General features: G+C 40.2%; 25 protein-coding genes and 1 pseudogene. 2 read left to right on the forward strand and 24 right to left on the reverse strand.

All coding sequences use genetic code 11. The features are described from left to right. Window positions 1-35: 35 nt before the first annotated feature. The 16 genes from M1F63_RS09000 to M1F63_RS09075 form a co-directional block, all read right to left on the reverse strand. Window positions 36-1,085 (reverse strand): hypothetical protein, encoded by a 1,050-nt coding sequence (locus M1F63_RS09000; RefSeq protein WP_247941239.1) that lies wholly within the window; start codon window positions 1,083-1,085, stop codon window positions 36-38. Between the two features lie 292 nt (window positions 1,086-1,377). Further along, window positions 1,378-2,049, reverse strand: a complete 672-nt coding sequence (locus M1F63_RS09005; protein ID WP_247921174.1) for a DUF443 domain-containing protein — start codon at window positions 2,047-2,049, stop codon at window positions 1,378-1,380. Window positions 2,050-2,215: 166 nt separating this feature from the next. Continuing rightward, window positions 2,216-2,914: a TipC family immunity protein gene (locus tag M1F63_RS09010; RefSeq protein WP_247921175.1), complete on the reverse strand. Its 699-nt coding sequence runs from the start codon at window positions 2,912-2,914 to the stop codon at window positions 2,216-2,218. Between the two features lie 106 nt (window positions 2,915-3,020). Beyond that, entirely contained in the window at window positions 3,021-3,677 is a 657-nt protein-coding gene (locus tag M1F63_RS09015) for a hypothetical protein (protein WP_247941240.1), read from the reverse strand. Between the two features lie 132 nt (window positions 3,678-3,809). Further along, window positions 3,810-4,478 (reverse strand): hypothetical protein, encoded by a 669-nt coding sequence (locus M1F63_RS09020; RefSeq protein WP_247941241.1) that lies wholly within the window; start codon window positions 4,476-4,478, stop codon window positions 3,810-3,812. A gap of 116 nt (window positions 4,479-4,594) precedes the next feature. Beyond that, a complete protein-coding gene (locus M1F63_RS09025) occupies window positions 4,595-5,257 on the reverse strand; it encodes a hypothetical protein (protein WP_247941242.1) in 663 nt (220 codons plus the stop codon). Window position 5,258: 1 nt separating this feature from the next. Next, window positions 5,259-5,831, reverse strand: coding sequence for a hypothetical protein (locus tag M1F63_RS09030; RefSeq protein ID WP_247941243.1), 573 nt, complete (start codon window positions 5,829-5,831; stop codon window positions 5,259-5,261). Window positions 5,832-6,141: 310 nt separating this feature from the next. After that, entirely contained in the window at window positions 6,142-6,903 is a 762-nt protein-coding gene (locus M1F63_RS09035; RefSeq protein WP_247941244.1) for a VOC family protein, read from the reverse strand. Window positions 6,904-7,013: 110 nt separating this feature from the next. After that, entirely contained in the window at window positions 7,014-8,051 is a 1,038-nt protein-coding gene (locus tag M1F63_RS09040) for an aldose epimerase family protein (RefSeq protein ID WP_247921180.1), read from the reverse strand. A 146-nt stretch (window positions 8,052-8,197) separates the two neighbouring features. Next, window positions 8,198-9,193 carry a tagatose-bisphosphate aldolase gene (gene lacD / locus M1F63_RS09045; RefSeq protein WP_025169605.1) on the reverse strand — a complete coding sequence of 332 codons (996 nt, stop codon included), beginning with the start codon at window positions 9,191-9,193 and terminating at the stop codon, window positions 8,198-8,200. Between the two features lie 10 nt (window positions 9,194-9,203). Then, on the reverse strand, window positions 9,204-10,370 hold the full coding sequence (locus M1F63_RS09050; protein WP_084942625.1) for an SIS domain-containing protein: 1,167 nt from the start codon (window positions 10,368-10,370) through the stop codon (window positions 9,204-9,206). Between the two features lie 270 nt (window positions 10,371-10,640). After that, on the reverse strand, window positions 10,641-11,045 hold the full coding sequence (locus tag M1F63_RS09055) for a PTS sugar transporter subunit IIA (protein ID WP_002875700.1): 405 nt from the start codon (window positions 11,043-11,045) through the stop codon (window positions 10,641-10,643). Between the two features lie 3 nt (window positions 11,046-11,048). Beyond that, on the reverse strand, window positions 11,049-11,870 hold the full coding sequence (locus tag M1F63_RS09060; RefSeq protein ID WP_000185284.1) for a PTS system mannose/fructose/sorbose family transporter subunit IID: 822 nt from the start codon (window positions 11,868-11,870) through the stop codon (window positions 11,049-11,051). After that, window positions 11,857-12,762 carry a PTS mannose/fructose/sorbose/N-acetylgalactosamine transporter subunit IIC gene (locus M1F63_RS09065; RefSeq protein ID WP_000616996.1) on the reverse strand — a complete coding sequence of 302 codons (906 nt, stop codon included), beginning with the start codon at window positions 12,760-12,762 and terminating at the stop codon, window positions 11,857-11,859. The genes M1F63_RS09060 and M1F63_RS09065 overlap by 14 nt, the downstream gene beginning before the upstream one ends. Before the next feature lie 26 nt (window positions 12,763-12,788). Next, the gene (locus tag M1F63_RS09070) at window positions 12,789-13,265 is read right to left on the reverse strand and encodes a PTS sugar transporter subunit IIB (RefSeq protein WP_000156968.1); all 477 of its coding nucleotides are present in this window, start codon (window positions 13,263-13,265) and stop codon (window positions 12,789-12,791) included. Beyond that, on the reverse strand, window positions 13,262-15,049 hold the full coding sequence (locus M1F63_RS09075) for a glycoside hydrolase family 35 protein (RefSeq protein ID WP_247925751.1): 1,788 nt from the start codon (window positions 15,047-15,049) through the stop codon (window positions 13,262-13,264). The genes M1F63_RS09070 and M1F63_RS09075 overlap by 4 nt, the downstream gene beginning before the upstream one ends. 321 nt (window positions 15,050-15,370) lie before the next feature. Here M1F63_RS09075 and M1F63_RS09080 point away from each other — a divergent pair, with 321 nt between their 5' ends. Both M1F63_RS09080 and strH read left to right on the forward strand, forming a co-directional pair. Continuing rightward, entirely contained in the window at window positions 15,371-16,087 is a 717-nt protein-coding gene (locus tag M1F63_RS09080; protein WP_001007181.1) for a GntR family transcriptional regulator, read from the forward strand. Between the two features lie 302 nt (window positions 16,088-16,389). Then, a complete protein-coding gene (gene strH / locus M1F63_RS09085; protein ID WP_247941245.1) occupies window positions 16,390-20,145 on the forward strand; it encodes a family 20 glycosylhydrolase in 3,756 nt (1,251 codons plus the stop codon). Window positions 20,146-20,202: 57 nt separating this feature from the next. Here strH and purB read toward each other — a convergent pair whose 3' ends face one another. The 8 genes and pseudogenes from purB to M1F63_RS10200 all read right to left on the reverse strand — a co-directional run. Beyond that, complete coding sequence (gene purB, locus M1F63_RS09090) at window positions 20,203-21,501, reverse strand: adenylosuccinate lyase (RefSeq protein ID WP_247941246.1); 1,299 nt, start codon at window positions 21,499-21,501, stop codon at window positions 20,203-20,205. A 209-nt stretch (window positions 21,502-21,710) separates the two neighbouring features. After that, a complete protein-coding gene (locus M1F63_RS09095) occupies window positions 21,711-22,718 on the reverse strand; it encodes a hypothetical protein (RefSeq protein WP_125398994.1) in 1,008 nt (335 codons plus the stop codon). A gap of 7 nt (window positions 22,719-22,725) precedes the next feature. Continuing rightward, window positions 22,726-22,953 (reverse strand): phosphoribosylaminoimidazole carboxylase, encoded by a 228-nt coding sequence (locus M1F63_RS09100; RefSeq protein WP_125398995.1) that lies wholly within the window; start codon window positions 22,951-22,953, stop codon window positions 22,726-22,728. 30 nt (window positions 22,954-22,983) lie between these two features. Beyond that, a complete protein-coding gene (locus tag M1F63_RS09105; protein ID WP_125398996.1) occupies window positions 22,984-23,553 on the reverse strand; it encodes a hypothetical protein in 570 nt (189 codons plus the stop codon). Between the two features lie 2 nt (window positions 23,554-23,555). Further along, the gene (locus M1F63_RS09110) at window positions 23,556-24,623 is read right to left on the reverse strand and encodes a DUF262 domain-containing protein (RefSeq protein WP_125398997.1); all 1,068 of its coding nucleotides are present in this window, start codon (window positions 24,621-24,623) and stop codon (window positions 23,556-23,558) included. A gap of 10 nt (window positions 24,624-24,633) precedes the next feature. Then, window positions 24,634-25,707, reverse strand: a complete 1,074-nt coding sequence (purK, locus tag M1F63_RS09115) for a 5-(carboxyamino)imidazole ribonucleotide synthase (protein WP_247941247.1) — start codon at window positions 25,705-25,707, stop codon at window positions 24,634-24,636. After that, window positions 25,694-26,182 carry a 5-(carboxyamino)imidazole ribonucleotide mutase gene (gene purE, locus M1F63_RS09120; RefSeq protein ID WP_247941248.1) on the reverse strand — a complete coding sequence of 163 codons (489 nt, stop codon included), beginning with the start codon at window positions 26,180-26,182 and terminating at the stop codon, window positions 25,694-25,696. The genes purK and purE overlap by 14 nt, the downstream gene beginning before the upstream one ends. 28 nt (window positions 26,183-26,210) lie before the next feature. Then, window positions 26,211-26,303, reverse strand: a pseudogene (locus tag M1F63_RS10200) (phosphoribosylaminoimidazole carboxylase); the annotation flags it as partial. Between the last annotated feature and the right edge of the window lie 284 nt (window positions 26,304-26,587).

The following is a 26,587-nucleotide window of genomic DNA, read 5'->3' on the forward strand; positions in this document are numbered from 1 at the left end:
ATCTATTGGAATATAAGACAAATGCTTTTGTCCCATTATTCTTCCTCCGTACTGGATTTATAATATTGTAAGAACTCTTCTTCGCTTTGAACCAAGTGTTCCTGTCCATCTTTCGAACTAGCTGCTGGAATGGTGATATCCTCAAAAATATTTGTACCCTCTGGAAGAACCAGCTTTAAGAGAGAGATTTCAAAACGAACATCTTCTTCTCCAAGAAAATCTAGTTCAGACAACACCCCTTTGCTTAATATATCAAACACCTTTGGATATTTGCTTGATAAGGACGGGTATTGGGATTTTTCTACTGGTTCTTTAAAATCAAAAAGAGATAAGACAAAGGCAAACTTTTCGTTTGAAAATTTATTATTCGAAATAAGAATATCATCTAACTTCGGTTTGTATGATTCTTTCTTATCGTTATAAAGATCTTTGGAAGTTTTACCAGATGGAGTAGTTGCTACTATCTTTCCATCCTCTATATCAATAAGCCCAGTTTCCATTTTCATTTCTGGCTGTTGACCAATAGCCATACTAATTGGTAAGTAAGTTTTTCCTTGTTCCGTATACAAGAAATAATTAACGTCACGAACTCTTCTTGGAATATAATCCTTATTATATTCTCTTACCATCTTAAATACGTCATAGGTTTTTTGTTTGATTGTCCCATCTTTCGTATCATAGACGTCTAACAACCAGTACTCTCCCTGCTCTGGAATATTACTTTTCAAATATGGAACCGCATCTTCTTCAAGAATCCAATACTTATACGTGGCTGATTTTAACTTATAACTTTGTTGGATGATATAGCGTTCTCCATTAACTCTCGTCATTCTTTCTACATTGACACGCGAATCATATTTCTTAGCCTCTTCTGCTTCCTTTAATTCTGACTCATTATCCCACTCAATTGCTACTGCCTTGTTATCATCCAAAAATTCATAATTCACAATTTTTACCCTTGGACTCCACATAACAAACTGAGTAAGTTCATGTCTGCGATATGCCTGATAAGCAAAGTATAGCCCTATGACAGTGAGTGCAAGAAGTAGGACTTGAACTAATTTTGATTTCATTATTTTTTTCATTATCTTCCCTCATCAGTGATTTATATAATATCAAAACGCTTTATAGGACTAGTATCCACAACTGCCATATTTAAAAACTCAACATACTTTTCTTTCATCTTATCCCCCACTTATTTCTCTTCCCCAAATAATACTTTCCCCTGCTCTTTTTTTATAATGACTAAAATTTAACTTCCTTACTAAAAACCGAGATGATAAAAAATAAATTACGTTTGCAATCATTACTGCCAATATAAAAGCAAGAATCTAATAAATTAATCATTTAACGAACAGGAAGTTTCATATATTCTGCTTAGCCAATTTTAATTTTTATCCAGTAATTACTTGCCGGACGCATGAAAAACATATTCCCTATAAATAACCAAAATGATAAAAATATTAATAATCCAATATGACCAATATAATTATCCATTATGTTCGTTAAAAAGGCGGCAATAATCATTACTGTAAACAACACTGACATAATATACGCAAAAATACTAAAAAGCAATTCTTTAACAAAACGAGGATAAAGGTATATCTTATGATAGCCCCTATTTTTTAATCCACTAGGGACTTCATAAGAAACTGTAAGCCATAAACGCAAACCAAAAACCAATAATACAATTAGAATAGCCAAAAAATTGCTAATTCTACTTGAATCAAATTTCAAAAATTGATTGATATCAAATACTCTTGATAGAAGCATGGCACCTACACCAGCTCCAAAGCCATAGCCAAGACCATGTTTTTCAAAAGCCTCTTTTAACCGAGCATTCTGCTCCTCTGATTGGGACAATTGCTCATATTCTTCCTTACTCATCTCATAACATCTGTGAGGCACAAAGTAAATCAACAAGGGCAAGAAATAGACAATCAAAAAAGGTCGTTCTACATCAAGAAGATAATATTTTCCCTCTGTTTTTAATATACGATAACGAAGATTTCTTTTAGCTAAAAGCTCCATTTCAGCCTTTTTAAACATTTATATAATACCTTCCATGACTTCAAATAAAGCGATAATCTTTCTATTTCAATTTCATAATGAAATCCTCCAATAGTTACAGCGCTCTTTGATAATTCACCTTTGAATCGAAAAGACGTATAAATTTTTTTAATGAAAAAAACTTATTAAATTCTGTATGGCATACTTACTCTTTCCCTATGGTATCCGAGTATTTCACTTTCAAATTTCCCATATTTTCTTTGGAATAACGCTGACTTCCCTCTTTAAACCAAATATCTAGAAAATAGGTGTAGAGAATTTGATCAGATTTTTCTGTCAACCAAGTCTGATCAATATCGTAATCTTTCAGATAGTCCAATATCTCCTCTTTTGACACTAGACTCTTACGTGGAGGCTCTTCCATTCCATTAAAGCGATATATTTCACTAGCAGTTTCATCATATCCCATTTTTTTAGACTGATCAATTAATGCTTGAACAGTAAAATCCGAAACTTTGGAGAAAGCAATGGAAACATTTTGTTTAACGAAACTGTCCTCATATACATAGTCAATATTGAGATAAGTATCTCCTGATAACTTTTTACTATATAGAACAGCAAGCAGGCCATCGGAATTGATATATAGCTGCAAATCTTCATCATCTGCTAACCTAGGTTTAGCTCGGCGATAGTATATCCAGGCTGGCTCACCTACATATGCCGTATTACTTCTTATAATCCTACTCATATCTGGCAAGCCCAGAATATTTTTATAATGAACACTCGCATAATAGATTTCATCAATTGGGTTTTTAAGTGAGTCATATTCTCGATATCTTAGAAAACCAAAGACACTGAGACCTGCTACAAGGAGGGCGAAGAGACTTAGGATAGTTTTTTTCATATTAGTTTACTCCTTCTTTGATCAAATCATTGCATTATATCTCCTAATACCATTAGGGCCGGAAGAAGCAGAAAAATAAGTATCTATCTCTCATCCTATCCTCCTCTCACTTTTCTTCCTTAAATATCACTTTCCCCTGCTCATACTTCCGCACAGCTAAGAGCCAGCGTATTGGATTGTTTTGGAATAAGAAAAGGTACAACAAGGCAGGAAAGAGACCTATCAATAATGAAAATAAAATTTGTGCGTCAAATTTCTCCTGATTTATAAATGAATTTATAATATTTAGTATGGTAGCGATTCCTATAAATGCTATAAATAGAATTACTAACTGTATTATTAGAAAAACTATCATTTTCCCAAATGTTGCTTTTTTCTTACTGAAATTTTCCCAAAGCAGATTTGAATAAACGGCTTTCGCAAACTGTTGAGAACTTGCCCCTTGAACCTGTTTCACCTCTTTATACAAGGCCTCTTCCATCATCCATATAAAGCCAAAGCAGACAAAGAACTGGGCAACGATATAAGGCGGAACCATCCAGCTGCTATATCGAAAACCTGAAAATGCAGGTATAGCGACCATTCCCCCTATTAAACCTAAGAAAATGAAAACCAACATCAAAGGAATAATGGCCCTATTAGACTTCCTAGCCCCTTCTGTATTTAACAAGGCGCTCTTATTAGCTACCAGAGCCTCTTTTGTTCTCGTGTTATAGTAAACAGCCTTATCACCGCTCTGTCCAATAAAAATTATTTTTCTCATATTCAATCACCACGGTTTAAAACATCTTTATAATCAGAAAGTTCAATTTTATCATAGGTTGTTGATAAAACATCATCAACCACTGTTCCTACCCATGCACCAAATAAGGTCTCAATAGCATAAGTATGAAACCTATTGTTTCTCCTCTTCATCTGCAAATATCACTTTCCCTTGTTCATACTTTCGCACAGCTAAGAGCCAACGGATAGGATTGTTTTGGAATAAGAAAAGATAAAAAACTGCTGGTAGTATTCCTATTAAGGGCGAAGTTATTATCTGCAATTCAAATGGAGCTTCCCTTTCAAATGAATCAATAATACCTGGAATAAAAGCAATGAATGTTATTACCGTTGCAAAAAGCAATAACAGAATAACAGCTAAAAAGGCCAAAAACTTTCCTATCGAAGCCTTTTTGACGTCGAAATTTTCCCAAAACAAGTTCGAATCTACCGCCTCTACAAATTGTTGTTTAGTGGCTCCTCGAACATATTTAACGTTTTTATATAGAGCAATCTCTAACATCCACATGCTACCAAAAAACACAAACATTAATCCAGTAATAAAAAACTTTGTCATTCCGCTGTTGTATCGAAAATCTGAAAATGCAGGTATAGCTACTAATCCTCCAATAATACCAAAAAAAACAAAAGCAAACATCAAAGGAATGATAGCCCTATTGGTCTTCCTAGCCCCTTCTGTATTTAAAAGGGCACTCTTATCTGCTACAAGAGCTTCTCTCGTTCGCGTATTATAGTAAACGGCCTTATCACCGCTCTGTCCAATAAAAATTATTCTTCTCATATTTAATCACCACGGTTTCCATCAATCACTATAATCAGAAACTTCAATTTTTATCATAGGTCGTTGATAAAACATCATCAACCACTGGTAATAGTAATAGCGCTTCTCTTGTGTTTCTAGTTCTTCTCTTCCCTAAATATCACTTTCCCCTGTTCATATTTTCGCACAGCTAAGAGCCAGCGGATTGGGTTGTTTTGGAATAGAGCAATTACGACCACTGCTGGAAGTACCCCTGCCACTGGTGAAAATAATAATGAAAGATCAAACCACTCATGGTTATAATAAGGAATAAGCATTCCTGGTATTCCAAATAAACTTACAATTCCTAAACAAAACAGAAGAACCAAGATAACAAACGAGAAAAAGAAAATTTTACCTAATGTTGCTTTCTTATCGGAAAATCCTTCCCAAAATAAATTTCCATTCACTGCAGCTTTAAATTGTTCTTCGTTTGCCAAAACTGTGGAACGAACATTTTTATACAATGCTTTTTCCAACATATAAATACTTCCAACAAAAACTAAAAATATGGCTAGTAAAATGATTGGAATCATCCTCTCGTTTAATCTAAATGGAGAAGTAAAGGAAAAAATAGCAAGTCCAACACCTCCACCAAATAACGCAAAAAGTAATATCAAAGGAATAATAGCCTTATTGGTCTTCCTAGCTCCTTCTGTATTTAATAAGGCGCTCTTATCGGCTACCAGAGCCTCTTTTGTTCTTGTGTTATAGTAGACAGCTTCATCACCCCTCTGTCCAATAAAGATTATTTTTCTCATCTTACATTTCTCCCTCTTTCCCTCGGCTACCGTCCTGTAATGTCTCCATCAGCTCCTTGAACAGTCGTTTGCGCGTTTTCATCCGAAAATCATAGACTATATATGTAAGAATACCAATCCCTAACATGTACATAAGTAAAAATTGAAAATCAGAAACAGTCAGATAACGATAGGCTGAAAAAATCGTTATTAAAACAAAAATGTAGCCAACTACTGTCAACGCCCTAGATTTTCTCCTAAGTGTTTTGATATTGGCTTTTGTGAGCCGGACTTTTCTAAATCTATCTGTCTTCATGTTGCGTCGGGTAGATTTAGCAAGGAGAATGGTCCCGAAAATCAAAAACAGAGACATCAAGATAAAGAAAAGCAGATTGAAAGGTGAGGAGACATCTCCAAAGGTTTGGTTGAGCAACTTCGACAGCCGTTGCAAGGAATAGATTGCAATAGGAGCTGCAATGGCTGAATAATTCATGCCTTGTTTTACACTGTAGAATACTTGATTCCCCAAATCATAATAGATAAAAGAATCCTCCAGAGGTCCCATACTGATTAAATTTTTTACACTTGTGTCCATCTTATTTCCCGTCTCCTAAACTCAATACGGATGTTCAAACAAAGTTCTACTTTCTCTTAAAAGCATCGTGACAACGATTGCAAGCAGTCTACTGATTTTGGGCATTTGCCTTCCTAGAGAAAGAAAAGATTATTAGTATTATAGCATGAACCCCTAGAAAAGGTAAAATATCCTCGACCGATGCCTTTGCCAGAGCCAAGAAAGCTTTCGTCATTTCATAAAAAGCGAACAAGTCCGCATTCTAAAAACAGAATGCGAGCTTATCCGCCTTTTTCTATGTCTCTAAAGTAAATGATGTGTTTTCCTCGTCTCATCGTGCCAAGCGAATGCGGGTCACAATCCCATCTGGGTCTACAAGATCCAGTTCACTCGAATGTAACCACTTGATCGGAGCTTCCACCTCTTGTGCTTGCTTAACGATGGCTAAGAGCTCTTCCTTGCTTTCGACCTCAAGGACGTAGTAGGCCAAGCCTGGCAAGCCTTTCTCACGCGGAGCTAGCCCTTTTCCAGCCCATTTGTTGACAGCCAGGTGGTGATGGTACTGACCAGCTGCTATCCAACTAGCACTAGGAATGCTAAATTTATCTTCTAGTCCTAACACCTTTTGATAAAACCGGCTCGCCGCGTGGCTATCCTTAACCGATAGATGGATATGCCCCATTCTCGTCCCTTCAGCTAGGATAAAGGGATCTACCTTTTCCCCTAATTCATAGATGTCCTGTGCCGCAAGAGCCTCGGTCACACCGATAATGCGGCCGTCTTCTCGAATATCCCATGAAGACACTGGCTTATCACGGTAGAGTTCAATGCCAATTCCTTCCAAATCCTCTAGATAAAGGGCTTCACTGTATCCATGATCTGCACCCCCGACCAGAGGAATCCGCAAATCACTTAGGTGTTTCAAGACATCTGCCAAGGCTTTTCGACCAAGTCCCAAAATCGCTTCTGTCTCTGTTTGGGATAAAATCTCCAAGCCAATAATCTGATGATAAAAAGCCGTTTGACTCGTCAAGTCCTTGACATTTAAAACCGCCTCTGCTAGGTAAATGTGGCTTTGGTATGCATAAGTCATAGGGTGTCTCCTTTTGTTTGTTGTAACTTTATTAATTACATCAATTATACACTATTGAGATAAAATGTCAATGAAGACAACTCAAAAGAGCTGGAAACCAGCTCTTCTTTTTATTTTACAACAAGCTCGTAGCGAGTTTTGCTGGTGAAGGTTTGACCTGCTTTGAGAATGACTTGGTCTTTGAGGTCACTGTGAATGGCATCTGGTAAAGCTTGCGCTTCAAGGGCAATCCCATTGTGCTGTACCATTGGCTGACCAGCTATGAGCACACTCTCATCCACAAAGTTTGCTGTGTAGACCACAAAGCAAGGGGCCTCTGTCTTGAACAGCAGGAAACGACCTGAGTTTTGGTCATAAAGGAAACCAGCATTGTCATGACCTGCAGGAAGAGCAAATGGGTGATCCAAACCAGATACCAACTGGATTTGCTCATCTTCCTCTTCAAAGATGTCCTTCAACAAAGCACCATTGTAGATGTGTTTAACCACATCACGAGTAGCATCTGGAGTCTTAGCCGGAACACCGTCAGGAGCGATTGGGTAAATGCCCTCGGTATTTAGCTGGAAGACATGGCGGTCAATTGTCTGCGTGAAATCACCAGACAAGTTGAAATAGCTGTGGTTGGTTGGATTAACCAGCGTGTCCTGATCTGTCGTTACCTTGTAGCTAATTTCGTAGGCGCCAGCTTCTTCCAAGTGATAGCTGATCCAGATCTTGAGATTGCCAGGAAATCCTCCTGTCCCATCTGTACGCTCTGTGTAGAGGGTCAAGCCATGGTCGCTCACCTCGATCAATTCAAACAAACTTGAATCCCAACCTGTTGAACCACTGTGGTTACAGTTGCTAGCATTATTGACTTCAAGAACATAGGTCTGCCCATTGAGCTCAAATGTCGCACCTGCAATACGGCCCGCTACAGGACCTACACTTGCTCCATGTTTGGGACTATTGCCTACATAGCTATCAAAATCATCAAAGCCCAAAATCACATTGGCAAAGTTTCCAGCCTTGTCAGGTGTGACATAGCGCAAGATGGTCGCACCATAGGTCATAATTTCTAGTTGGTAGCCACTGTCAGTCTCAAAGCGATAGGCGAAGACATCCTTGCCCTCATGATTTCCAAATACACGTTCTGTGTATGCTTTCATTCTTCTCTCCTTTGACTCATTTCTCTTAAGTAAACAAACCATAGAGAGTGTATTCACCATCTATGGTTGTAGTTTTTATTTTCAGAATCCTTTGTCAGAAAACCTTAAGTAACTTCTTAACAAAAAAGGATTCTTCTATATTTGTTTTATGCTTCCACACGTTCAGTCCATGAAGTCGCTGTGGTTTGGAGAACTTTGTTGAGTTCATCAATGTTCTCAAATCCAGTTGTGCGTAACCATTCACGAGCTGCTGCTTCACCGTCTTTGATGTATGCTTCAACTGATCCAGCCCATGTTGCACGTCCACAAAGAACGCCGTTGAAGTTTGCACCTGATTCGTGGGCAAAGACAAGCGTTTCTTGGAAGAGTTTGGCTGACACACCTGCACTCAAGTAGATATATGGCAAGTTAGTCGCTTCATCTTGTGCTTTGAAGAAGGCTGCTGCTTCCTCACGAGTATGAACGATTTCACCATCGCCAAAGCCTTCAACGTATTTCACATTGACTGGAACTTCCACTTTCAAAACGTCGATGTTAAAGCGTGGGTCTGAGAAGACCTTCATAGCACCGATAACCTTGTGTGGTTTTACTTTTGCGTATTCTGCAGAACCTGCGTCAGCGATTTTTTCATCGTAAGCCAAGATTTCAAGGAAGAATGGAATGTCTTCCGCCACACACTCAGAACCGATGCGTTCGATGTAGGCTTGTTTTTCTTGGTTGAGTTCGTCAGCGCTGTCTACGTCATAGTAAAGCAAGAACTTAACAGCATCTGCACCTTGTTCCTTGATACGTTTTGCAGACCAAACGTCCAAGCAGTCTGGCAAGCGTTTGGTGCTTGTTGTATCGTATCCTGTTTTCTCATAAGCAAGGAGAAGACCAGCATTGGCATCAAGCGCTTTTGTAGCTGGAAGTCCGTACTCAGGGTCAAGGAGCATTGATGATGCGTATTTGGTCAATTCATCTGCAACCAATACTTTAAGTTCTTCCATTTGAGCGACTGTTGGCTCTTCCGTTTGGTATTGAGCCATGAGGCGTTTCAAAGCACCACGTTGGTCAAAGGCAAGAGCTGAGATAATGCCGTTCTCGTCAGAGAGTTTTTGCAAGCAAGCTACTTTATTAGGACTTAATTGTAATTTACTCATAGATACTTCCTTATTTCTGATAGTCATGAATGATAACACCTTGTACCACACGGTTTACTGTACCTGTAGGAGACGGTGTATCTGGTTTGTTTTCCACTTTGAGCGAAGTCAAAAGGGCAAAGAGTTGGGCATAAACGATGTAAGGGAAGACATGGTAAATATCGTTCAAGACACCGCCACAACCAAGGGCTACTTCTTTGACATTTTCAAGACCAAAGGCTTGATCACTCAAAAGCACAACACGACGAGCAATGTGATCACCAGCAACTTCACGAACCAAGTCCAAGTCGTACTTGCGAGTGTAGTCTGACGTTGTGCCAAAGATCAAAACAACTGTATCTTCATTGATAAGAGATTTTGGACCGTGACGGAAGCCGACTGGACTTTCATACATAGTCGCCACCTGACCAGCTGTTAATTCCAAAATCTTGAGCTGAGCTTCATGAGCAAGTCCAAAGAAAGGACCAGCGCCCAGGTAGATAACACGGTTAAAGTCGAGGTCAACCAGTTCTTTAACATCTGCTGCATTGTCTAGAACTTTACGCGCAAGGCTAGTCACAACTTCAAAACGTTGAGCTTTCACAGCAAATTCTGTAGGATCAAAGACCAAGAGAGCTGTCAACATCATAGACGTAAAGCTAGAAGTCATGGCAAATCCAGCGTCATTGGAAGCAGCCGGTTGCAAGAGCAAAAGATTGCGGTCATCGCCATGAGCTTGAAGAGCCAATTTCCCTTCTGCAGCACATGTAATGGTCACTTGATAGAGGTCATCAACCAAGGCTTTAGCCAAATCAACGGTTGCCACACTTTCAGGTGAATTACCGCTACGAGCAAAGGATACAAGGACAGTTGCCACATCTTTTTTCAGATAGGTTTCTGGATTGGCAACAATATCTGTTGTCGCAATAGAATTGAAATTCCATTTGCGCTCGTCATAGACTTCCTTAAAGTAAGGCACCAAGGTATCTCCCACATAAGCAGAAGTCCCAGCACCTGTCAAGATAACCTTAATATAGTCATGTCTATCAGCGATATCTTGCAGAAAGGCTGCAATTTCTTCACATTTCGCTTGATAGGCTTCAAAAGCTTCTTTCCATACATCAGGCTGTTGGTAGATTTCACGAGTCGTGATTTCTGCACCCAGTTCAAGTAATTCTTCTTTTGTGTAATTTAGCATAGAGTTCCTCTAATCTATTGTTGTTTCATTCCTATTGAAAATATGGGAATGGGAGTGACTCCCATTCCCATGTATATTCTATATAAGATGTTCTAACGATTTTCACGTTATCACATCGTATACTCAATGAAAATCAAAGAGCAAACTAGGAAGCTAGCCGCAGGTTGCTCAAAGCACTGCTTTGAGGTTGCCGGATAAGACTGACGAAGTCAGTAACATCTATACGGCAAGGCGACGCTGACGTGGTTTGAATTTGATTTTCGAAGAGTATTATTCATCTTCGTCATCATCGAAGCCCGCTAACAGATCGTTGACTTTTACAATGCTTTCTGCAGCTCGGCTCTTGTAGTCCGCATCTGCGCCTGTAAGGCTGGCATTGATAAATTCAATCACCATTGGAAGATTCATTCCTGCGTAGAGTTCAATGTCGCGACCTTCCATGATCAAACGGCTTACCACGTTACATGGTGTACCACCGAGAAGGTCCGCAAAGACTAGGAAATCATCCAATCCTTCGATAGCAGCTTCAAATTTTGCAGTAAATTCTTCTGGGCCATCTTCTGGAAGAAGAGCCACTGCATGAATGTTGTCTTGTGGACCCATGATCATTTCAGTGCTACCTTTAAGTTCTTCACAGAAACGACCATGACTCACCAAAATTAACGATTTCACCATAAATTATGCGCCCATTCCAAGCAAGAATTTACCAATGAATGAAAGACCTACTGCAAGAACGATAATGATACCGATCGCTTTAGTAGAGTTCATACCTTTCTTACCAAGCAACCAGAAGATAAAGGCAGTAAAGATTGCTGGAAGCAAGCGTGGGAAGATTGAGTTCAAGATGTCTTGGAAGTCAATCATCTTTTCACCGATTGGCAATTTGTAAGAAATGTCAAAGTTGATCATTGTTGCTACAAGAGCACCCATCATGAAGACACCAAGTACAGATGCAGCGTCAATCAAAGCTGTCAAGGTACTTTGCATGTTGTTGATAAGGTTAACCCCTTCTTTATATGCAAATTCCAATTGTTTCCAACGGAAGATGTCATAAGCAACTGCAACTGCAATCCAAAGGAAGATACCCCATGGTTGGCCAGCGATAGCCATAGTTGCTGCGATAGATCCCATGATAGCAGGCACAAGTGAACCAAAGATTGTATCTCCAAGAGGGGCAAATGGTCCCATCAAACCTGTCTTGATACCGTTAACGGCATCTTTTGAGCCTACACCATCTTTTTCTTCCATGGCAAGGTCAAAACCAGCGATAATTGTGTGGAAGAATGGTGAAGTATTAAAGAATTGAGTATGAACTTTCATCATTTCTTTCAATTCAGGAGTTCCATCCCCATACATTTTACGCAATTGAGGCAAGATCATGTAAAGGTAACCAGAAGCTTGCATACGTTCGTAGTTCCAACCTAATTGGAAAGTAAACAAGCTACGTTTGTTGATTTGATTAAAATCTTCTTTTGTAAGTTTGTAATTAGAATTCGTCATCTTCGATTTCCCCACTTTCTGATGGTGTAGAAGGTGCTGCTACAGCTACTTTTTGGCTGTTCTTAAAGTGAACAACTGCAAGGAAGATACCTACGATAGAGATACCAATCATAGACAAACCTTTGAAGTTGTTAGCAAAGCCAATCTTTTCAGCAACATCAGCAGGAAGAGTACCAAGGATACCCGCAACAGCTCCACCAAGACCTGTTACATATGAGTAAAGAACAGTCAACATAGCTGTCAAACCGAATCCCATTGCAAGGTAGTGAAGGTTACGTTTAACTGGAAGGTAACGAAGCAAGATTGCAAATCCAAGACCTGGAAGCATACGACCTGCAAGCGTCAAACCATCTGCAACCCATTGGTATTCTTTAACAAGGTTTACAACACCTTGTACGAATTCTCCACCAAAAGCAAGGGCGAAGAATACTGGAAGGGCACGAGAAAGAGCCCATGGAAGCGCACCAAGTAGGTAGTTGCGTTCGATACCATTGTAGTCAAAGCGTTCGATCGCAGCATCAATACGGTGTGCAAAGAAAGTAGTTGTCATACGTCCAAGAACGTCGAAGTATGTCAAAAGTGCTGCTACTGGTACAGCGATTGTTGTAATCGCAAGGTCTGTATCAATACCTTGAGAGATAGAGAATGCTGTTGCAAGAACCGCACCAGAAGTTGCGTCGATACGAGAAGCACCACCGAAGGTACCAACCCCGAGAACGAACAACTGCAAGCTACCACCGATAAACAAACCAGTTGTCACATCTCCCATGATCAAACCAGTAATGAAACCAGCGAATACAGGGGAACCTGCAGATGAAACGATTGTCAACTCATCACAGATTTGATAAGCTGAGTACAAAGTGAGAAGTAAAATTTGCCACCATTGTATCATAACAATGACCTCCTAAAAATTTTTTCCTATTTTAATAAGCTCAAAAAGTCTGAAACTGGATCATTTGGAACCATTTGAGCAGTGAGTTTCACACCTTTTTCTGCTAGTTTGTGGAAATCTTCCACATCCTTGTCTACCACGTTGATAGAACGTGTGATAGAGCGAGTTTCTGGTGTTTGAGACATATTACCGACGTTGAGTGTTTCAAGCGGAACACCTGCTTCAACCAAACCAAGGAAACGGTCTGGTTTACGTGCAACGATAAAGAGACGTTGGCTATCGTATTTACCAGCAAGGATATTTGCTGCTGCTTTCTCAACTGGCAAGATACTGAGTTTCACACCTGGTGGTGTCGCAAGTTTCAAGCCACTCTTTTCAATATCGTTGTTAACAACTTCGTCGTCTACAACCATAATGCGTGAAACATTTAGTTTTCCAGCCCAAAGATTGGCTACTTGACCGTGGATCAAACGTCCATCGATACGGCATCCTACAATTGTCATAAGTTTTCCCCCTTTATGTGTTTTAGTGTAGGTTTACGAGTTAAATGAATCTCTTCTTTATATTCACCTTCAGTTTCAAAGATGATGATGCGGTTATCACCTTGCTTGAGATAGCTATGAGGGATATAAAGTGAGAGGGTCGGGCCGACATTCCAGAAACGTCCTAGGTGACGCCCGTTGACAAAGGCAACTCCCTTACCAAACTCAGACAAGTCTAAGTAGGTATCCTTAGGCTCTTCAACGGTGAAGTCGAAAGCGTAAAAGGCCGGTTGTCCTTCTATCCATCCTTTTGAAAAATCAATTTTCTCAGGATTATCCAATGGCAGTGGATATTGTTTCCAATTCAGTAAGAAATGTAGATCTTTGCAGACACCTGTACGAATTCCTTTACGTTGCGTATCTGCCAAGAACTTATGACCGTAGTTGACACGCCCCATATTTTCAATCAAGATGTCAATCTCTGAAAAGCCTTCTCGATTGCCCTGACAGTAGATATCTTCACCAATCTCTGTCTGGTATTGAGTAGCAATCCATTGACCATCTACAAAGAGTTGAGCTCGGTCACGTCCATCGATGATACGGAGACGTTCCTCTTCTGCATCCCAACTTGCCTCAGTGCGGTAGAGAAGGTAGCCATAGCTTTGACCAAGTTCTTCCATCGCTTTTGGATAGAGGCTTTCAGTTGGACTAGAGAGACTATCCAGGGTTTCAAACAAGGAAACTTTTTCGACCAATGGAATGGACCCTATCTCCATGCTTTCCTTATAGAGTGGTTCCAACTGTGGATACTCTGGGAAGTGGGTTGCCATCATCTTCTTGACTGCTAGGTATTTAGCAGTTGGATTTCCTTCTTCATCCAGAAGGGCATCATAGTCGTAAGATGTGACTTGTGGCAAATCCAGAGTTCCTCGAGCCGAGCAACCATTCATGAAACCAAAGTTTGTTCCACCATGGAACATGTAAAGGTTGATAGAGCCTTGCTCCAATACCTCTCGAACAGCTTCTGCCAATTCTTTAGGATCCCGTGTGATGATGGGTTCTTTCCAACGGTTGAACCAACCATCCCAAAATTCCATACACATGAGGGGCCATTTCTTGCCATGCTCATCAAAGAATTCCTGCATCTGTGAAAAGTTGTACGGAGCTTTAGAACCGAAGTTTCCTGTCACAAAGAGGTCGTCTTCGATCAAGGTTCCGGCTTTCAGAGTAGCCCTCCATGGGCCATCTGAAGTAAAGAGTGGGCAATCAATCCCTCGGTCTTCCATCAATTTTCGAATTGCTCGTAGATAAGACTTATCTTCTCCATAAGAGCCATATTCATTTTCGACTTGCATCATGAGAATGTTTCCGCCGTTATCCAACAAGCGAGGCACAAGCCTTGGCAATAATTGGTCATAATAGCGAGCAACAGCCTCGATGTAGGCCGGGTCGGACGAGCGAATTCGCATGTCCTTGGTCAAGAGCCAAGCCGGCAAGCCACCAAATTCCCATTCCGCACAGATAAATGGAGACGGGCGTACAATGGCATAGAGACCCAAATCTTGTGCAATTTGAAGAAATCTCTCCAAATTTCTGGCACCTTCAAAATCAAACTCCCCTTCAACAGGTTCGTGTAAATTCCAAGCCACATAGGTCTCGACTGTATTAAAGCCAAGCGCCTTTAAGTTATAGAGAGAATGATACCAATCCTCTGCTGGAATCCTAAAATAATGAATGGCGCCGGACAAAATCTTGAACGGTTTTCCGTCTAAATAGAAATCGTCCTCAATTTTAAATCTGGTCATGTTATTACCTCTGACGAATTAAGTTTGCGCTTTCATTTATTATAATATTAACTATAATCAAATCTTTTGCATTTGTCAATAGGTTTTAGAAAATTATTTAAAATTTTTCTATTTTTTTACTTACCGTTTACCGAAATTATCTAAAAATAGCATGAAAACGATCTTTTTATGTATGATAATTCACAAGAACATCAAATGAATTTTTTTACATGTAAAATAACATTTTTAGTCTATTATTTTAATTTTTTGACCTTAATACTACTCTTTTCTCTATATTTGTGGTAAAATCAAAATTGGAGAAAGAGAATCGAGGTGAAATTTATGGCTATTCCTAAATACCAATATATTAAAGATGAATTAAAAAACAAAATCATCTCTGGTCAATTTGCAAGTGGAGATAAATTTTATACAGAAGCCGAATTGATCGCGATGTACGATGTGAGTTCAATCACAGTTGTTCGTGCCTTGAACGACCTTGCTAAAGACGGCTACATTGTCCGCCAACAAGGTAAAGGTACTTTCGTTTCACGTGCCCGTAAGCACAAACTCGTTGAGTTTTCAGATGTCGAAATCTTTGAAACAAAAGACGATAAAGTTACTGTCCTTTCTATCGAGCGCGGAAACAAACTTGAATATTTAGATAAACTTGGACTACGTGGAGATCAATTCTACTATAAGATTGAACGTATTCGTCAGACAAACGATGTGACATACATCTACCACACATCTTATATTCCTGAGCAATACATCAATGCCAACTATCCAAATCTTGACTATTATAGCTCTATCTATACACGTTTCAAATTGGATTACCGCATTCACATGAGTGATGAACATTTTGAGGAAATCAACGAAATCGCATTCCCAACACCAGAGCATGCTGCTTCTGTACTCGGAATCGATACACAATTCCCAACTGTCTTCCAAACGAAGACTACAAAACTTGAGGCCACTGGCCAAGTCCTTGCCTATAGTGAAACTTATAAGCGAGCAGACTACTACAAAATCAAATTCATCTCATGTAACCGAGGTCATTAAGAAAAAGCCTGAGCCTAGCTCAGGCTTTTTCTGTATTCATTATAGCACGAGAAAGAAGTTGTGAAAACGCTATGAAGGTCTCTTATTTAATTAGTAGCATTTTTACTAAAAACAAGGTAAAATTTCGTTTGGTTTTTCCTCGGTTTTATCCCTTATTAGCAAATTTCTCCTAAATCTTATGATTTCCTCTATTTATTATAGTTCTTATATAAACCCACTTGACATTTTACTCCTTAGATAATAAAATAAAATTGGTTTTATGTAAACGCTATCATATATGATAATAACAAGGAGGTTTTGTCATGAAACTAGAAAAGAAACAGCGCTTCTCCATCCGAAAATACGCGGTTGGGGCAGCTTCTGTACTTATAGGATTTGCTTTTAGCGCCCAAGTCGTATCTGCCGACGGGATTACTCCAGCTCCAACAGCTGAAAAAACTGTCCAAACGATTCAGGAGAGTCCACAAGCAGTCAAAGAAGCTGTAGACTCTAAGGTTCCAGAAAAACTGGAAGAAAAGGCTGACAAGCCTGTAAAAGAGGAGGTCAAAGAAGACCAGGAGGTTCCTCGAACAGTTGCTCCAAAAACAGAAGAGTCAAGCGCACCAGTTGTGACAGAAAATGCTACTCCAACTCCTACTGCCGAGAAAGAAAGCCCTGCCCCAGCTGAAACTCCTGCCGAAAGTACTCCTTCAGAAAAGAAAAATGAAGCCGTCACACCTGCAGTAACCACTCCTAGTACGGAACGAGCACCTCAGGTAAATGAAAAACTGGCAAAAAGAAAAATGATCTCAATCGACGCTGGACGCAAGTACTTCTCTCCAGACCAACTCAAAGAAGTCATCGACAAAGCCAAACACTACGGTTATACTGATCTTCATCTACTAGTTGGAAATGACGGCATGCGTTTTATGTTGGACGACATGACGATCACAGCCAATGGTAAAACCTATGCAAGTGACGATGTCAAACGTGCACTCGAAAACGGAACCGATGCCTATTACAAGGATCCAAACGGCAACCATTTGACAGAAAGTCAGATGACGGACTTGATCAACTATGCTAAAAATAAAGGTATTGGCCTCATCCCAACTGTAAACAGCCCTGGTCACATGGATGCGATTTTGCATGCCATGAAAGAACTAGGCATCCAAAAACCGAACTTCAACTACTTTGGTAAGGAATCTGCTCGTACCGTTGACCTTGATAACAAAGAGGCTCTTGCATTTACCAAAGCTCTGATCGACAAGTACGCTGCTTACTTCGCTGGCAAATCTGACATCTTCAATATCGGACTAGACGAGTACGCCAATGATGCTACAAACGCCAAAGGCTGGAGCGTTCTTCAAGCCTATAAATGGTATCCAGAAGATGGATTCCCTGACAAGGGTTATGATAAATTTATCGCCTACGCCAATGACCTTGCTCGCATCGTCAAATCTCACGGCCTCAAACCAATGGCCTTTAACGACGGTATCTACTATAATAGCGACACTAGCTTTGGTACTTTTGACAAAGACATCATCGTTTCAATGTGGACTGGTGGATGGGGCGGATACGACGTCGCTTCTTCTAAACTTCTAGTTGAAAAAGGCCACCAAATCCTTAATACCAACGATGCTTGGTACTACGTCCTCGGACGAAATGCCGATGGCCAAGGCTGGTACAACCTCGACCAAGGACTCAATGGTATCAAGAACACTCCAATCACTTCTGTACCAAAATCTGATGGGGCTACTATCCCGTTCATCGGGGGTATGGTAGCTGCTTGGGCGGATACCCCATCTGCACGCTATTCACCATCACGCCTCTTCAAACTCATGCGTAGCTTCGCAAATGCCAATGCTGAATACTTCGCAGCTGACTATGAGTCTGCTGAGCAAGCTCTGAAAGAAGTACCAACAGACCTTAACCGCTATACTGCAGAAAGTGTCGCAGCTGTAAAAGAAGCTGAAAAAGCCATTCGCTCACTTGATAGCAACCTCAGCCGTGCCCAACAAGATACCATTGACCAGGCAATCGCAAAACTCCAAGAAGCTGTCAGCAACTTGACCTTCACACCAGAAGCTCAAAAAGAAGAAGATGCGAAACGCGAAGTTGAAAAACTTGCCAAGAACAAGGTGATCTCAATCGACGCTGGACGTAAGTACTTCTCAGCTGAGCAACTCAAACGTATCATTGATAAAGCTAGCGAACTTGGATATTCTGATGTGCATCTCCTCCTAGGAAATGATGGACTTCGCTTCCTACTTGATGATATGACCATCACTGCTAACGGAAAAACTTATGCAAGTGACGATGTCAAAAATGCCATCATTGAAGGAACAAAAGCTTACTACGATGATCCAAACGGAACCACTCTTAGCCAAGCTGAAATCACTGAATTGATCGAGTACGCAAAATCAAAAGGCCTCGGACTCATCCCAGCAATCAACAGCCCAGGTCACATGGATGCCATGCTCGTCGCTATGGAAAAACTTGGAATCAAGAATCCTCAAGCCAACTTTGACAAGGTCTCCAAAACAACCATGGACCTTGAAAACGAAGAGGCGATGAACTTTGTCAAAGCCCTCATCGGCAAGTACATGGACTTCTTTGCAGGCAAGACAAAGATCTTCAACTACGGTACAGACGAATATGCCAATGATGCCACCAACGCGCAAGGCTGGTACTACCTCAAATGGTATGGACTCTATGGCAAGTTTGCTGAATACTCTAACACCCTTGCTGCCATGGCCAAAGAAAGAGGCCTTCAACCAATGGCCTTCAACGATGGTTTCTACTACGAAGACAAGGATGATGTTGAGTTTGACAAGGATGTCATCATCTCTTACTGGTCTAAGGGATGGTGGGGCTATAACCTTGCAACGCCTCAGTACCTAGCAAGCAAAGGCTATAAACTCCTCAACACCAACGGAGACTGGTACTACGTCCTAGGCAATCACAAACCAGATGAAGCCTACCCACTATCAAAAGCACTTGAAAACTCTGGTAAAGTGCCATTTAACCAGCTTGCAGCTACCAAGTATCCAGAAGTAGACCTTCCAACCGTCGGAAGCATGCTTGCTATCTGGGCAGACAAACCAAGTGCTGAGTACAAGGAAGAAGAAATCTTTGAACTCATGACTGCCTTCGCAGACCACAACAAAGACTACTTCCGCGCTGACTACAATGCTCTCCGTGAGGAGCTTGCTCAAATCCCTACTAACTTGGAAGGATACAGCCAGGAAAGCTTGGAGGCCCTAAATGCAGCGAAAGAAGCTCTCAACTACAACCTCAACCGTAACAAACAAGCCGAGTTAGACGCTCTCGTAGCCAAGCTCAAAGCAGCCCGCCTAAGCCTTAAACCAGCGGCAACCCACTCAGGAAGCCTCGATGAAAACGAACTAGCTGCCAATGTTGAAACCAAACCGGAACTCATCACAAGAGCAGAAAAGATTCCATTTGAGGTCATCAAGAAGGAAAATCCGAACCTCCCAGCCGGTCAGGAAAAGATCATCACACCAGGTGTAGAGGGCGAACGCACTCATTACATCTCTGTCCTTACTGAAAATGGGAAACAAACAGAAACGGTACTAGATAGCCAAGTAACCAAAGAACCTGTGACCCAAGTGGTTGAAATCGGCACCCCTATTACGCACAAAGGGGACGAACACGGTCTTGCTCCAGCCGCAGAAACAAAACCAAGACTGGATATCCAAGAGGAAGAAATTCCATTCACTACTGTGACACGTGAAAATCCTCAATTACCAAAAGGACAAACGCAAGTTGTTACTAAAGGAGCCAACGGCCACCGTACTGCCTTCTACTCTGTGAGCACTAGTGCTGATGGAAAAGAAGAAAGAACGCTTGTCAATAGCGTGGTAACACAGGAAGCGGTCACTCAAGTTGTTGAAGTCGGCACTGCCGTTGAGAAAGCTGAGCAAACTGCACCAACTACTGCCAAAGCAGATGAAAAACAACTCCCTGCAACAGGAAGTCAAGACTCTGCAGGCTTGGTCGCAGCAGGACTTATGGCCACACTAGCAGCCTACGGACTGACTAAGAGAAAAGAAGACTAAGATTCTTCTAAGAGAATAGAAAAAAGCGAGATTGAATCTCGCTTTTTTGTTTTATGATTAATTACCAAGTCCGATACGTTCAAAGATCTCATCCACCCGTTTGGTGTAGTATGCAGGGTTGAAGATTTCATCGATTTCTTCTTGAGTGAGGCGTGAAGTCACTTCTGGATCTGCTTCAAGGAGTGGTTTGAAGTCTACTTGGTTATCCCATGATTGAGCTGTTTTTGGTTGTACCAAGTCATAGGCTTGCTCACGGGTCATGCCTTTCTCAATCAAGGTCAACATAGCACGTTGGCTAAAGATAAGACCAAAGGTTGAGTTCATGTTGCGGATCATGTTTTCTGGGAAGACTGTCAAGTTCTTGACGATGTTTCCAAAACGGTTGAGCATGTAGTCAATCAAAATGGTCGTGTCCGGTGTGATGATACGCTCAGCTGATGAGTGAGAAATATCACGTTCGTGCCAGAGAGCGACGTTTTCATAGGCCGTCACCATATGACCACGGATAACACGCGCCAAACCTGTCATGTTCTCAGAACCGATTGGGTTGCGTTTGTGAGGCATAGCGGATGAACCTTTTTGCCCTTTAGCAAAGAACTCTTCCACTTCGCGTTGCTCAGATTTTTGAAGACCACGGATCTCAGTTGCCATGCGCTCGATGGAAGTCGCGATGCTGGCAAGAACTGCAAAATACTCAGCGTGGAGGTCACGAGGAAGGACCTGTGTAGAGATTTCTTGAGCACGGATACCCAATTTGTCGCAGACATATTGCTCTACAAATGGTGGGATGTTAGCAAAGTTCCCAACCGCACCAGAGATTTTACCAGCTTCCACTCCAGCAGCCGCATGCTCGAAACGTTCGATATTGCGCTTCATTTCGCTGTACCAAGTCGCTAATTTAAGACCAAAAGTTGTAGGCTCAGCGTGCACACCGTGGGTACGCCCCATCATGATGGTGAACTTGTGCTCCTTAGCCTTATCAGCGATGATGTTGGTGAAGTTTTCAAGGTCACGACGGATGATGTCGTTGGCTTGTTTGTAAAGGTAACCATAGGCAGTATCCACCACGTCGGTAGAGGTCAAACCATAGTGAACCCACTTGCGCTCTTCACCAAGAGTTTCAGAAACCGCACGTGTGAAAGCCACCACATCGTGACGCGTCTCCTGCTCAATCTCCAAAATACGGTCGATGTCAAAGTCCGCTTTTTCACGAATCAAAGCCACATCTTCCTTAGGGATTTCCCCCAACTCAGCCCATGCCTCGTCAGCCAAGATTTCTACCTCAAGCCAAGCACGGTATTTATTTTCTTCACTCCAAATGTTCGCCATCTCAGGGCGAGAGTAACGGTTGATCATGTTTTCTTTTCCTTTCTTTCTTGAAAAACATTATATAAATACTATTTCTCACTCAATGTCTTCTTTCCAAATACACAAAGATGGGGAATTTCTACTATATTTAAATCCACATTCATAAACACATTATAAATTGCGAAATATTTTTCTAGATATTCAGGTATCGAGACTTAAATTCATCAAACTATTCCAATAAATGATCTAACTATTTTCTAGCTATATTGCCTCCTGCCCATAAACACAAATTCCATTAATTCTCCAAAATCTTTGAATTCATCAAAAGTACGCTCATCGTTTTCAGGAAAATATAAATTATTTAACCTATAGAAATTTTTAACTTTTTCAATATTGTTAGAAAACTTATATTTCACAGCATTATAGAATTCTTTAGCTTCCTCTATATTACTTGAAGTAAGAACATTATTATTTTCATAACATTTTTTCGCTTGTTCAAAATTTGAATACATTTTACCTGATTCATTAACAGAAGTTCTAGGGTCTATAACCTTATCTTTTAATAAATCATATACGTTACTGTACCTCCATAATTGAATGTCCACTTTAATTTGAGTTGAAGAAATTTGAACTCCTCGATTAATATAATATTCCTCAGCTTCTTCTTGAGTTGGATAATGTATCTGATAAAGCCTTTCCCTTTCCTCTTCTAACCACCTAAAAGCAGTAGGTTTATCATAAGTTTTTATAATTGATAAACAGTACCTGTTTGCGATTTGTAGATTAGCTTCATTATCATACAAATATTGTAAAGTCTTATATCTTATAATTGGGGGCAACAGCGAAAAATCACCCATGACCTGAGCAGGAGACAATAAATTCATAGGATACTTCAAAAAGTAATCAATAAAGAGATAAGCATATAAATCAAATAAGCCATCTTTTACTTGATTAAGTTCATCATCAGAAAACTCCTCTGTATGTTGAGTATGTGTTCCATCATTTCCCAATGGGCGTATCTTCTCAATGGAGGCTTTTAAATACACTTTCCTATTGTTGGAAAGTTTCTTAAATTGTTCCATATGCTTAGCTTTTCCTAATGTAAAATAAGTATCACTCCCAATATTTAATATTTTTCTAACTATAACTTCTGAGAATTGCCTGATCCCTTTTATTTTACCTCTTCTTGTTAATCCTACATAAAAAGTATCGTGAATTAAATCACCAATCATTTGTTCATATTCAAAGATATTAAAATTTACCATATTAACCCTACTCAAACTCCTCTTTCCCAATCCATACTGATGGGTAGTGATCTAGTGTATTCAAATCCTTATCTAGCGGTATATCATAGATAGCTAAATAGTTTTCAGGATATTGAGCCGCCAACTCTTCATATTTTACTTTCACCTTTTCGTAATCACTACTAGCAAACAAGACTTCAACGATTGCTCCAATCTTCTCTTTTTCGACAAATGCATTTACGATGAGTTGTATCATAAAAACTCCTAAAATAGAATAGATTTCATATTAATTGGATAAAGTATTGCCAGGACTATCCAAAAGTTCGATTATGTCTTTTATCTGTTTAGTATAATAAGTAAAATATGTCATTTCCCCTGAACTAGTGAATCTTTTTAAATATTCGTTAGGCTCTTCAAATTTTTCCTCTCTCCCATAAAAAATATTATTCAATAATTTTCTGCGAGATTCTTCACTTTCATGAGCTATGTAATTTCTCAAATATTTCATCTGTTCAAAACTTGTTTTATATTCCGTTGTAAGAATAATGTCAAATGGATTAGTTTCAAAAATATGCTTGGAAAGAAACTCGATTCTACCTACATATTCAATATATGCTTTATTTCCTTCTCTCATAAAGGCATTGAATTGAATTTCATCCTGAAATTGAATCTTTAGCCGTGGTTGAAAACCTGTTTCAGATTGACCTCCTAAACAATAAGTCGTAAATAGCTGGCCTAAATACTTTTCAAATTGAATCCAGATTTTTAATAGTGCGACATCGTATATCTCTTTTTCAGAAGACCATCTAACCCAAGTATCTATATTTTCTAATATCTCAGATTTTCGAACAACCATGCTTACCTCACAAAGTAATTATTCAAAAATGTGATTCTTTTAATTCTTTCGTTTTTACTAGTCGTCCGAATCCTATGATTTTTTGTAAATTCACTCCAAGCAACCTCCATTGAATCATTAGAGCCTAACGACATAACTTTGTTATTATAATCATTTAAAAATTGCGCTACAACAGAAAGGATAAAATCTATATCTAAAGCACCTTCTGTTCGAGCTAGATCACTGTCTTTCAAACCAAAGAATTGATTGAATAACACACAAAATAATGTGAAAAAATAATTTTTGTTTTCCAAACAACTCAATTGTCCCTTATAATAATTATATATCGAACTAATAGAACCCATAATTGTTGCAATTTGCTCTTCAAATATATGGCCATCTTCAAAACCTTTATCATATTCTTCATATACTTTATCAACAGACTTAGGAGTCTCCGAAACAATCCCAAATAAAGTAACAATCAACATCGAGTTCAATAATTCTATATCTTTCATTCGTGTAAACTCAGTATCAGAAAACATACTATATTCAAGGAAAAACTCTCTGTATTTAGATGCCAAGTTGTAAACTAAAACTTTGAAATCTCCCCAGTATTTAGCATTACGTATCTCTTGTTTATTGAGGACATAATTATTTGAATTTAATCTCGCAAACATATCATATATTAAACTCTCATCTTTTTCAGTTACAACTTCTGAAATTATTTCAAAACTTAATAACGCCTCTTTTGTATCATCGTCCAATTCAGAATATTTCATACCACCGTATTCACGATTATGACTAGATTTTATTGCAAATTTTTCATCAACAATATATTCTAAAATCGCTCTGATACGCTGTTGGCCGTCAATTACCTCTCTATTTGTAGATTTGGTATTTATATCTATTTTTTGTCTAACAAAAATTGGAGGTATAGGGAGTCCTCTCAATATTGTATCTATCAGATAAGATTTAGCATTATCATTCCAAACGCTATTACGCTGATATTTCGGAGATAATTCAATTTCTTTCTTTTCACTCCATTGTATGATATCACTTATTTGAATAACTTTTAAAGTTGTCTTATTCATAATTCACCCCTTAAAATTCAACCACGCTATCCGGCACATCACTAAACAAAGTTACATGTCCCATCTTGCGGTTGTGCTTCGCTTCTATTTTACCATACATGTGGAGATGGGCGCTTGGATTTTCTGTGACATATTTTTCAGCAGTCTCGACGTGTTGGCCGAGGACATTAAGCATAACGGCTGGAGCATGTAGTTTGATAGCTGGCAATGGTGCTCCCAGAACACCGAGAATATGCGTATCAAACTGAGAGAAGTCACAGGCTTCGATTGAGTAGTGTCCTGAGTTATGTGGGCGTGGGGCAATCTCATTGACAATGATGTCATCAGCTGTCGCAAACATTTCCACGCAAAGGGTTCCAGACAGGTTCAGTTGTTCTGCAATTCGCACTGCCATGGCTTTGGCTTTTTCAGCTAAACTTTCTGAAATGCGAGCAGGCACAATGGTTTTTGAAAGAATGTTATTACGGTGGATATTTTCCTGAACTGGGAAAACCGTCACATCCTTACCATTTCCAGACACGATGACAGAAATTTCAAGGTCAAAATTGACAAATTCTTCCAAGACGCAGTCTGCTGAATCAGCTAGTACATAGGCCTCTTCTAAATCTTCTGCTGAGCGAATGACCTTTTGTCCATGCCCATCATAGCCACCAGTCGCAGTCTTGAGGACATAGGTTTTCGACAGGTCAATATCTGCCAAGTCTTGGCTAGAAGTCACGACCTTGTATGGTGCCACAGTGACTTGAGCCTTGTTTGACAAAAAGTCCTTTTCAAAAATGCGATTTTGAGAAATGCGAAGCAGATCTGTCCCTTGAGGGAGTTGACCATCCTTGATGACAGCATCTAGTCCGTCAGCATCTACATTCTCAAATTCATAAGTGAGAACATCGCAACGCTCCGCCAACTGACGGAGGGCCTTCACATCATTATAAGGCGCCACGATGATTTCCGCCACACGAGAGGCCGGGCAATCAGCCGCAGGGTCCAACGCGATAACCTTGTGCCCCATGTAGATAGCAGAAATGGCCATCATCTGACCCAGCTGACCGCCACCGATAATTCCGATTGTTTTAGATGAGCTCATTTGTCGACTCCTCTGCGATTTTTCCTTGTTCTTCTGCAAAATCTGCCAAAGCTGTCGCAATAGCCTGATCCTCTACTGCTAGGAAACGGAGGGCAAAAAGAGCCGCATTTGTCGCCCCTGCTTCACCAATAGCCATTGTCGCAACAGGCACACCGCCCGGCATCTGAACGATGGAGTAGAGCGAGTCCACGCCACTAAGAGCACGTGATTTGACTGGTACACCAATGACAGGAAGGGTGGTTTTAGCAGCGACCATTCCTGGCAAATGAGCTGCGCCTCCAGCACCTGCGATGATAACCTTGATGCCACGGCTACGAGCTTCTTCGGCATGTTTGAACATGAGGTCTGGTGTGCGGTGGGCAGAGACCACCTTCTTTTCGTAGGCCACACCGAAGCGGTCTAGGACTTCGGCGGCTTTTTGCATGGTTGCCCAGTCGGATTTGGAGCCCATGATGATGGAAATTACTGGTTTCATTTTTTCTCCTTTTTCTTCCTTTCAACAATCACCTTAGGTTGTGAGGGACGGCAGCAGCCACCAAAGGTGTCTCATGCCTAAATCGGAAGCCCAAGGTCTTCCGATTTCCCTGAAGGCTTGGCTAACAAAGCCAAGCCTTCTTTCACAACGGCGGTGATTGCTCTATATTAGCTCGCTAATGCTCGCAAACCATACGACCATTAACGTATTTTGTGAATTTTTATTTTTCTTTTTAATAATCGTCTAATGTAGTGCGGACGTAAGCGAACGCTTGTGGCGTTCCATTACTAAAACTGGAGCCTAGGTCTCCAGTTTTCCGCTCCTAGTAGCAAAGCTACTAGGAGTTCCACTACTGCGACGATTATTCTATAGTGGCTCGCTTTCGCTCGCCATGGCAAATATGTC

The organism is Streptococcus oralis, from assembly GCF_023109155.1.
GTDB lineage: Bacteria > Bacillota > Bacilli > Lactobacillales > Streptococcaceae > Streptococcus > Streptococcus oralis_BZ.

Excerpts from the sequence above, each read along its gene's own strand:
- M1F63_RS09000 (WP_247941239.1), bottom strand. The coding sequence starts at position 1,085 with ATGAAAAAAATAATGAAATCAAAATTAGTTCAAGTCCTACTTCTTGCA.
- M1F63_RS09005 (WP_247921174.1), bottom strand. The coding sequence starts at position 2,049 with ATGTTTAAAAAGGCTGAAATGGAGCTTTTAGCTAAAAGAAATCTTCGT.
- M1F63_RS09010 (WP_247921175.1), bottom strand. The coding sequence starts at position 2,914 with ATGAAAAAAACTATCCTAAGTCTCTTCGCCCTCCTTGTAGCAGGTCTC.
- M1F63_RS09015 (WP_247941240.1), bottom strand. The coding sequence starts at position 3,677 with ATGAGAAAAATAATTTTTATTGGACAGAGCGGTGATAAGGCTGTTTAC.
- M1F63_RS09020 (WP_247941241.1), bottom strand. The coding sequence starts at position 4,478 with ATGAGAAGAATAATTTTTATTGGACAGAGCGGTGATAAGGCCGTTTAC.
- M1F63_RS09025 (WP_247941242.1), bottom strand. The coding sequence starts at position 5,257 with ATGAGAAAAATAATCTTTATTGGACAGAGGGGTGATGAAGCTGTCTAC.
- M1F63_RS09030 (WP_247941243.1), bottom strand. The coding sequence starts at position 5,831 with ATGGACACAAGTGTAAAAAATTTAATCAGTATGGGACCTCTGGAGGAT.
- M1F63_RS09035 (WP_247941244.1), bottom strand. The coding sequence starts at position 6,903 with ATGACTTATGCATACCAAAGCCACATTTACCTAGCAGAGGCGGTTTTA.
- M1F63_RS09040 (WP_247921180.1), bottom strand. The coding sequence starts at position 8,051 with ATGAAAGCATACACAGAACGTGTATTTGGAAATCATGAGGGCAAGGAT.
- lacD (WP_025169605.1), bottom strand. The coding sequence starts at position 9,193 with ATGAGTAAATTACAATTAAGTCCTAATAAAGTAGCTTGCTTGCAAAAA.
- M1F63_RS09050 (WP_084942625.1), bottom strand. The coding sequence starts at position 10,370 with ATGCTAAATTACACAAAAGAAGAATTACTTGAACTGGGTGCAGAAATC.
- M1F63_RS09055 (WP_002875700.1), bottom strand. The coding sequence starts at position 11,045 with ATGGTGAAATCGTTAATTTTGGTGAGTCATGGTCGTTTCTGTGAAGAA.
- M1F63_RS09060 (WP_000185284.1), bottom strand. The coding sequence starts at position 11,870 with ATGACGAATTCTAATTACAAACTTACAAAAGAAGATTTTAATCAAATC.
- M1F63_RS09065 (WP_000616996.1), bottom strand. The coding sequence starts at position 12,762 with ATGATACAATGGTGGCAAATTTTACTTCTCACTTTGTACTCAGCTTAT.
- M1F63_RS09070 (WP_000156968.1), bottom strand. The coding sequence starts at position 13,265 with ATGACAATTGTAGGATGCCGTATCGATGGACGTTTGATCCACGGTCAA.
- M1F63_RS09075 (WP_247925751.1), bottom strand. The coding sequence starts at position 15,049 with ATGACCAGATTTAAAATTGAGGACGATTTCTATTTAGACGGAAAACCG.
- M1F63_RS09080 (WP_001007181.1), top strand. The coding sequence starts at position 15,371 with ATGGCTATTCCTAAATACCAATATATTAAAGATGAATTAAAAAACAAA.
- strH (WP_247941245.1), top strand. The coding sequence starts at position 16,390 with ATGAAACTAGAAAAGAAACAGCGCTTCTCCATCCGAAAATACGCGGTT.
- purB (WP_247941246.1), bottom strand. The coding sequence starts at position 21,501 with ATGATCAACCGTTACTCTCGCCCTGAGATGGCGAACATTTGGAGTGAA.
- M1F63_RS09095 (WP_125398994.1), bottom strand. The coding sequence starts at position 22,718 with ATGGTAAATTTTAATATCTTTGAATATGAACAAATGATTGGTGATTTA.
- M1F63_RS09100 (WP_125398995.1), bottom strand. The coding sequence starts at position 22,953 with ATGATACAACTCATCGTAAATGCATTTGTCGAAAAAGAGAAGATTGGA.
- M1F63_RS09105 (WP_125398996.1), bottom strand. The coding sequence starts at position 23,553 with ATGGTTGTTCGAAAATCTGAGATATTAGAAAATATAGATACTTGGGTT.
- M1F63_RS09110 (WP_125398997.1), bottom strand. The coding sequence starts at position 24,623 with ATGAATAAGACAACTTTAAAAGTTATTCAAATAAGTGATATCATACAA.
- purK (WP_247941247.1), bottom strand. The coding sequence starts at position 25,707 with ATGAGCTCATCTAAAACAATCGGAATTATCGGTGGCGGTCAGCTGGGT.
- purE (WP_247941248.1), bottom strand. The coding sequence starts at position 26,182 with ATGAAACCAGTAATTTCCATCATCATGGGCTCCAAATCCGACTGGGCA.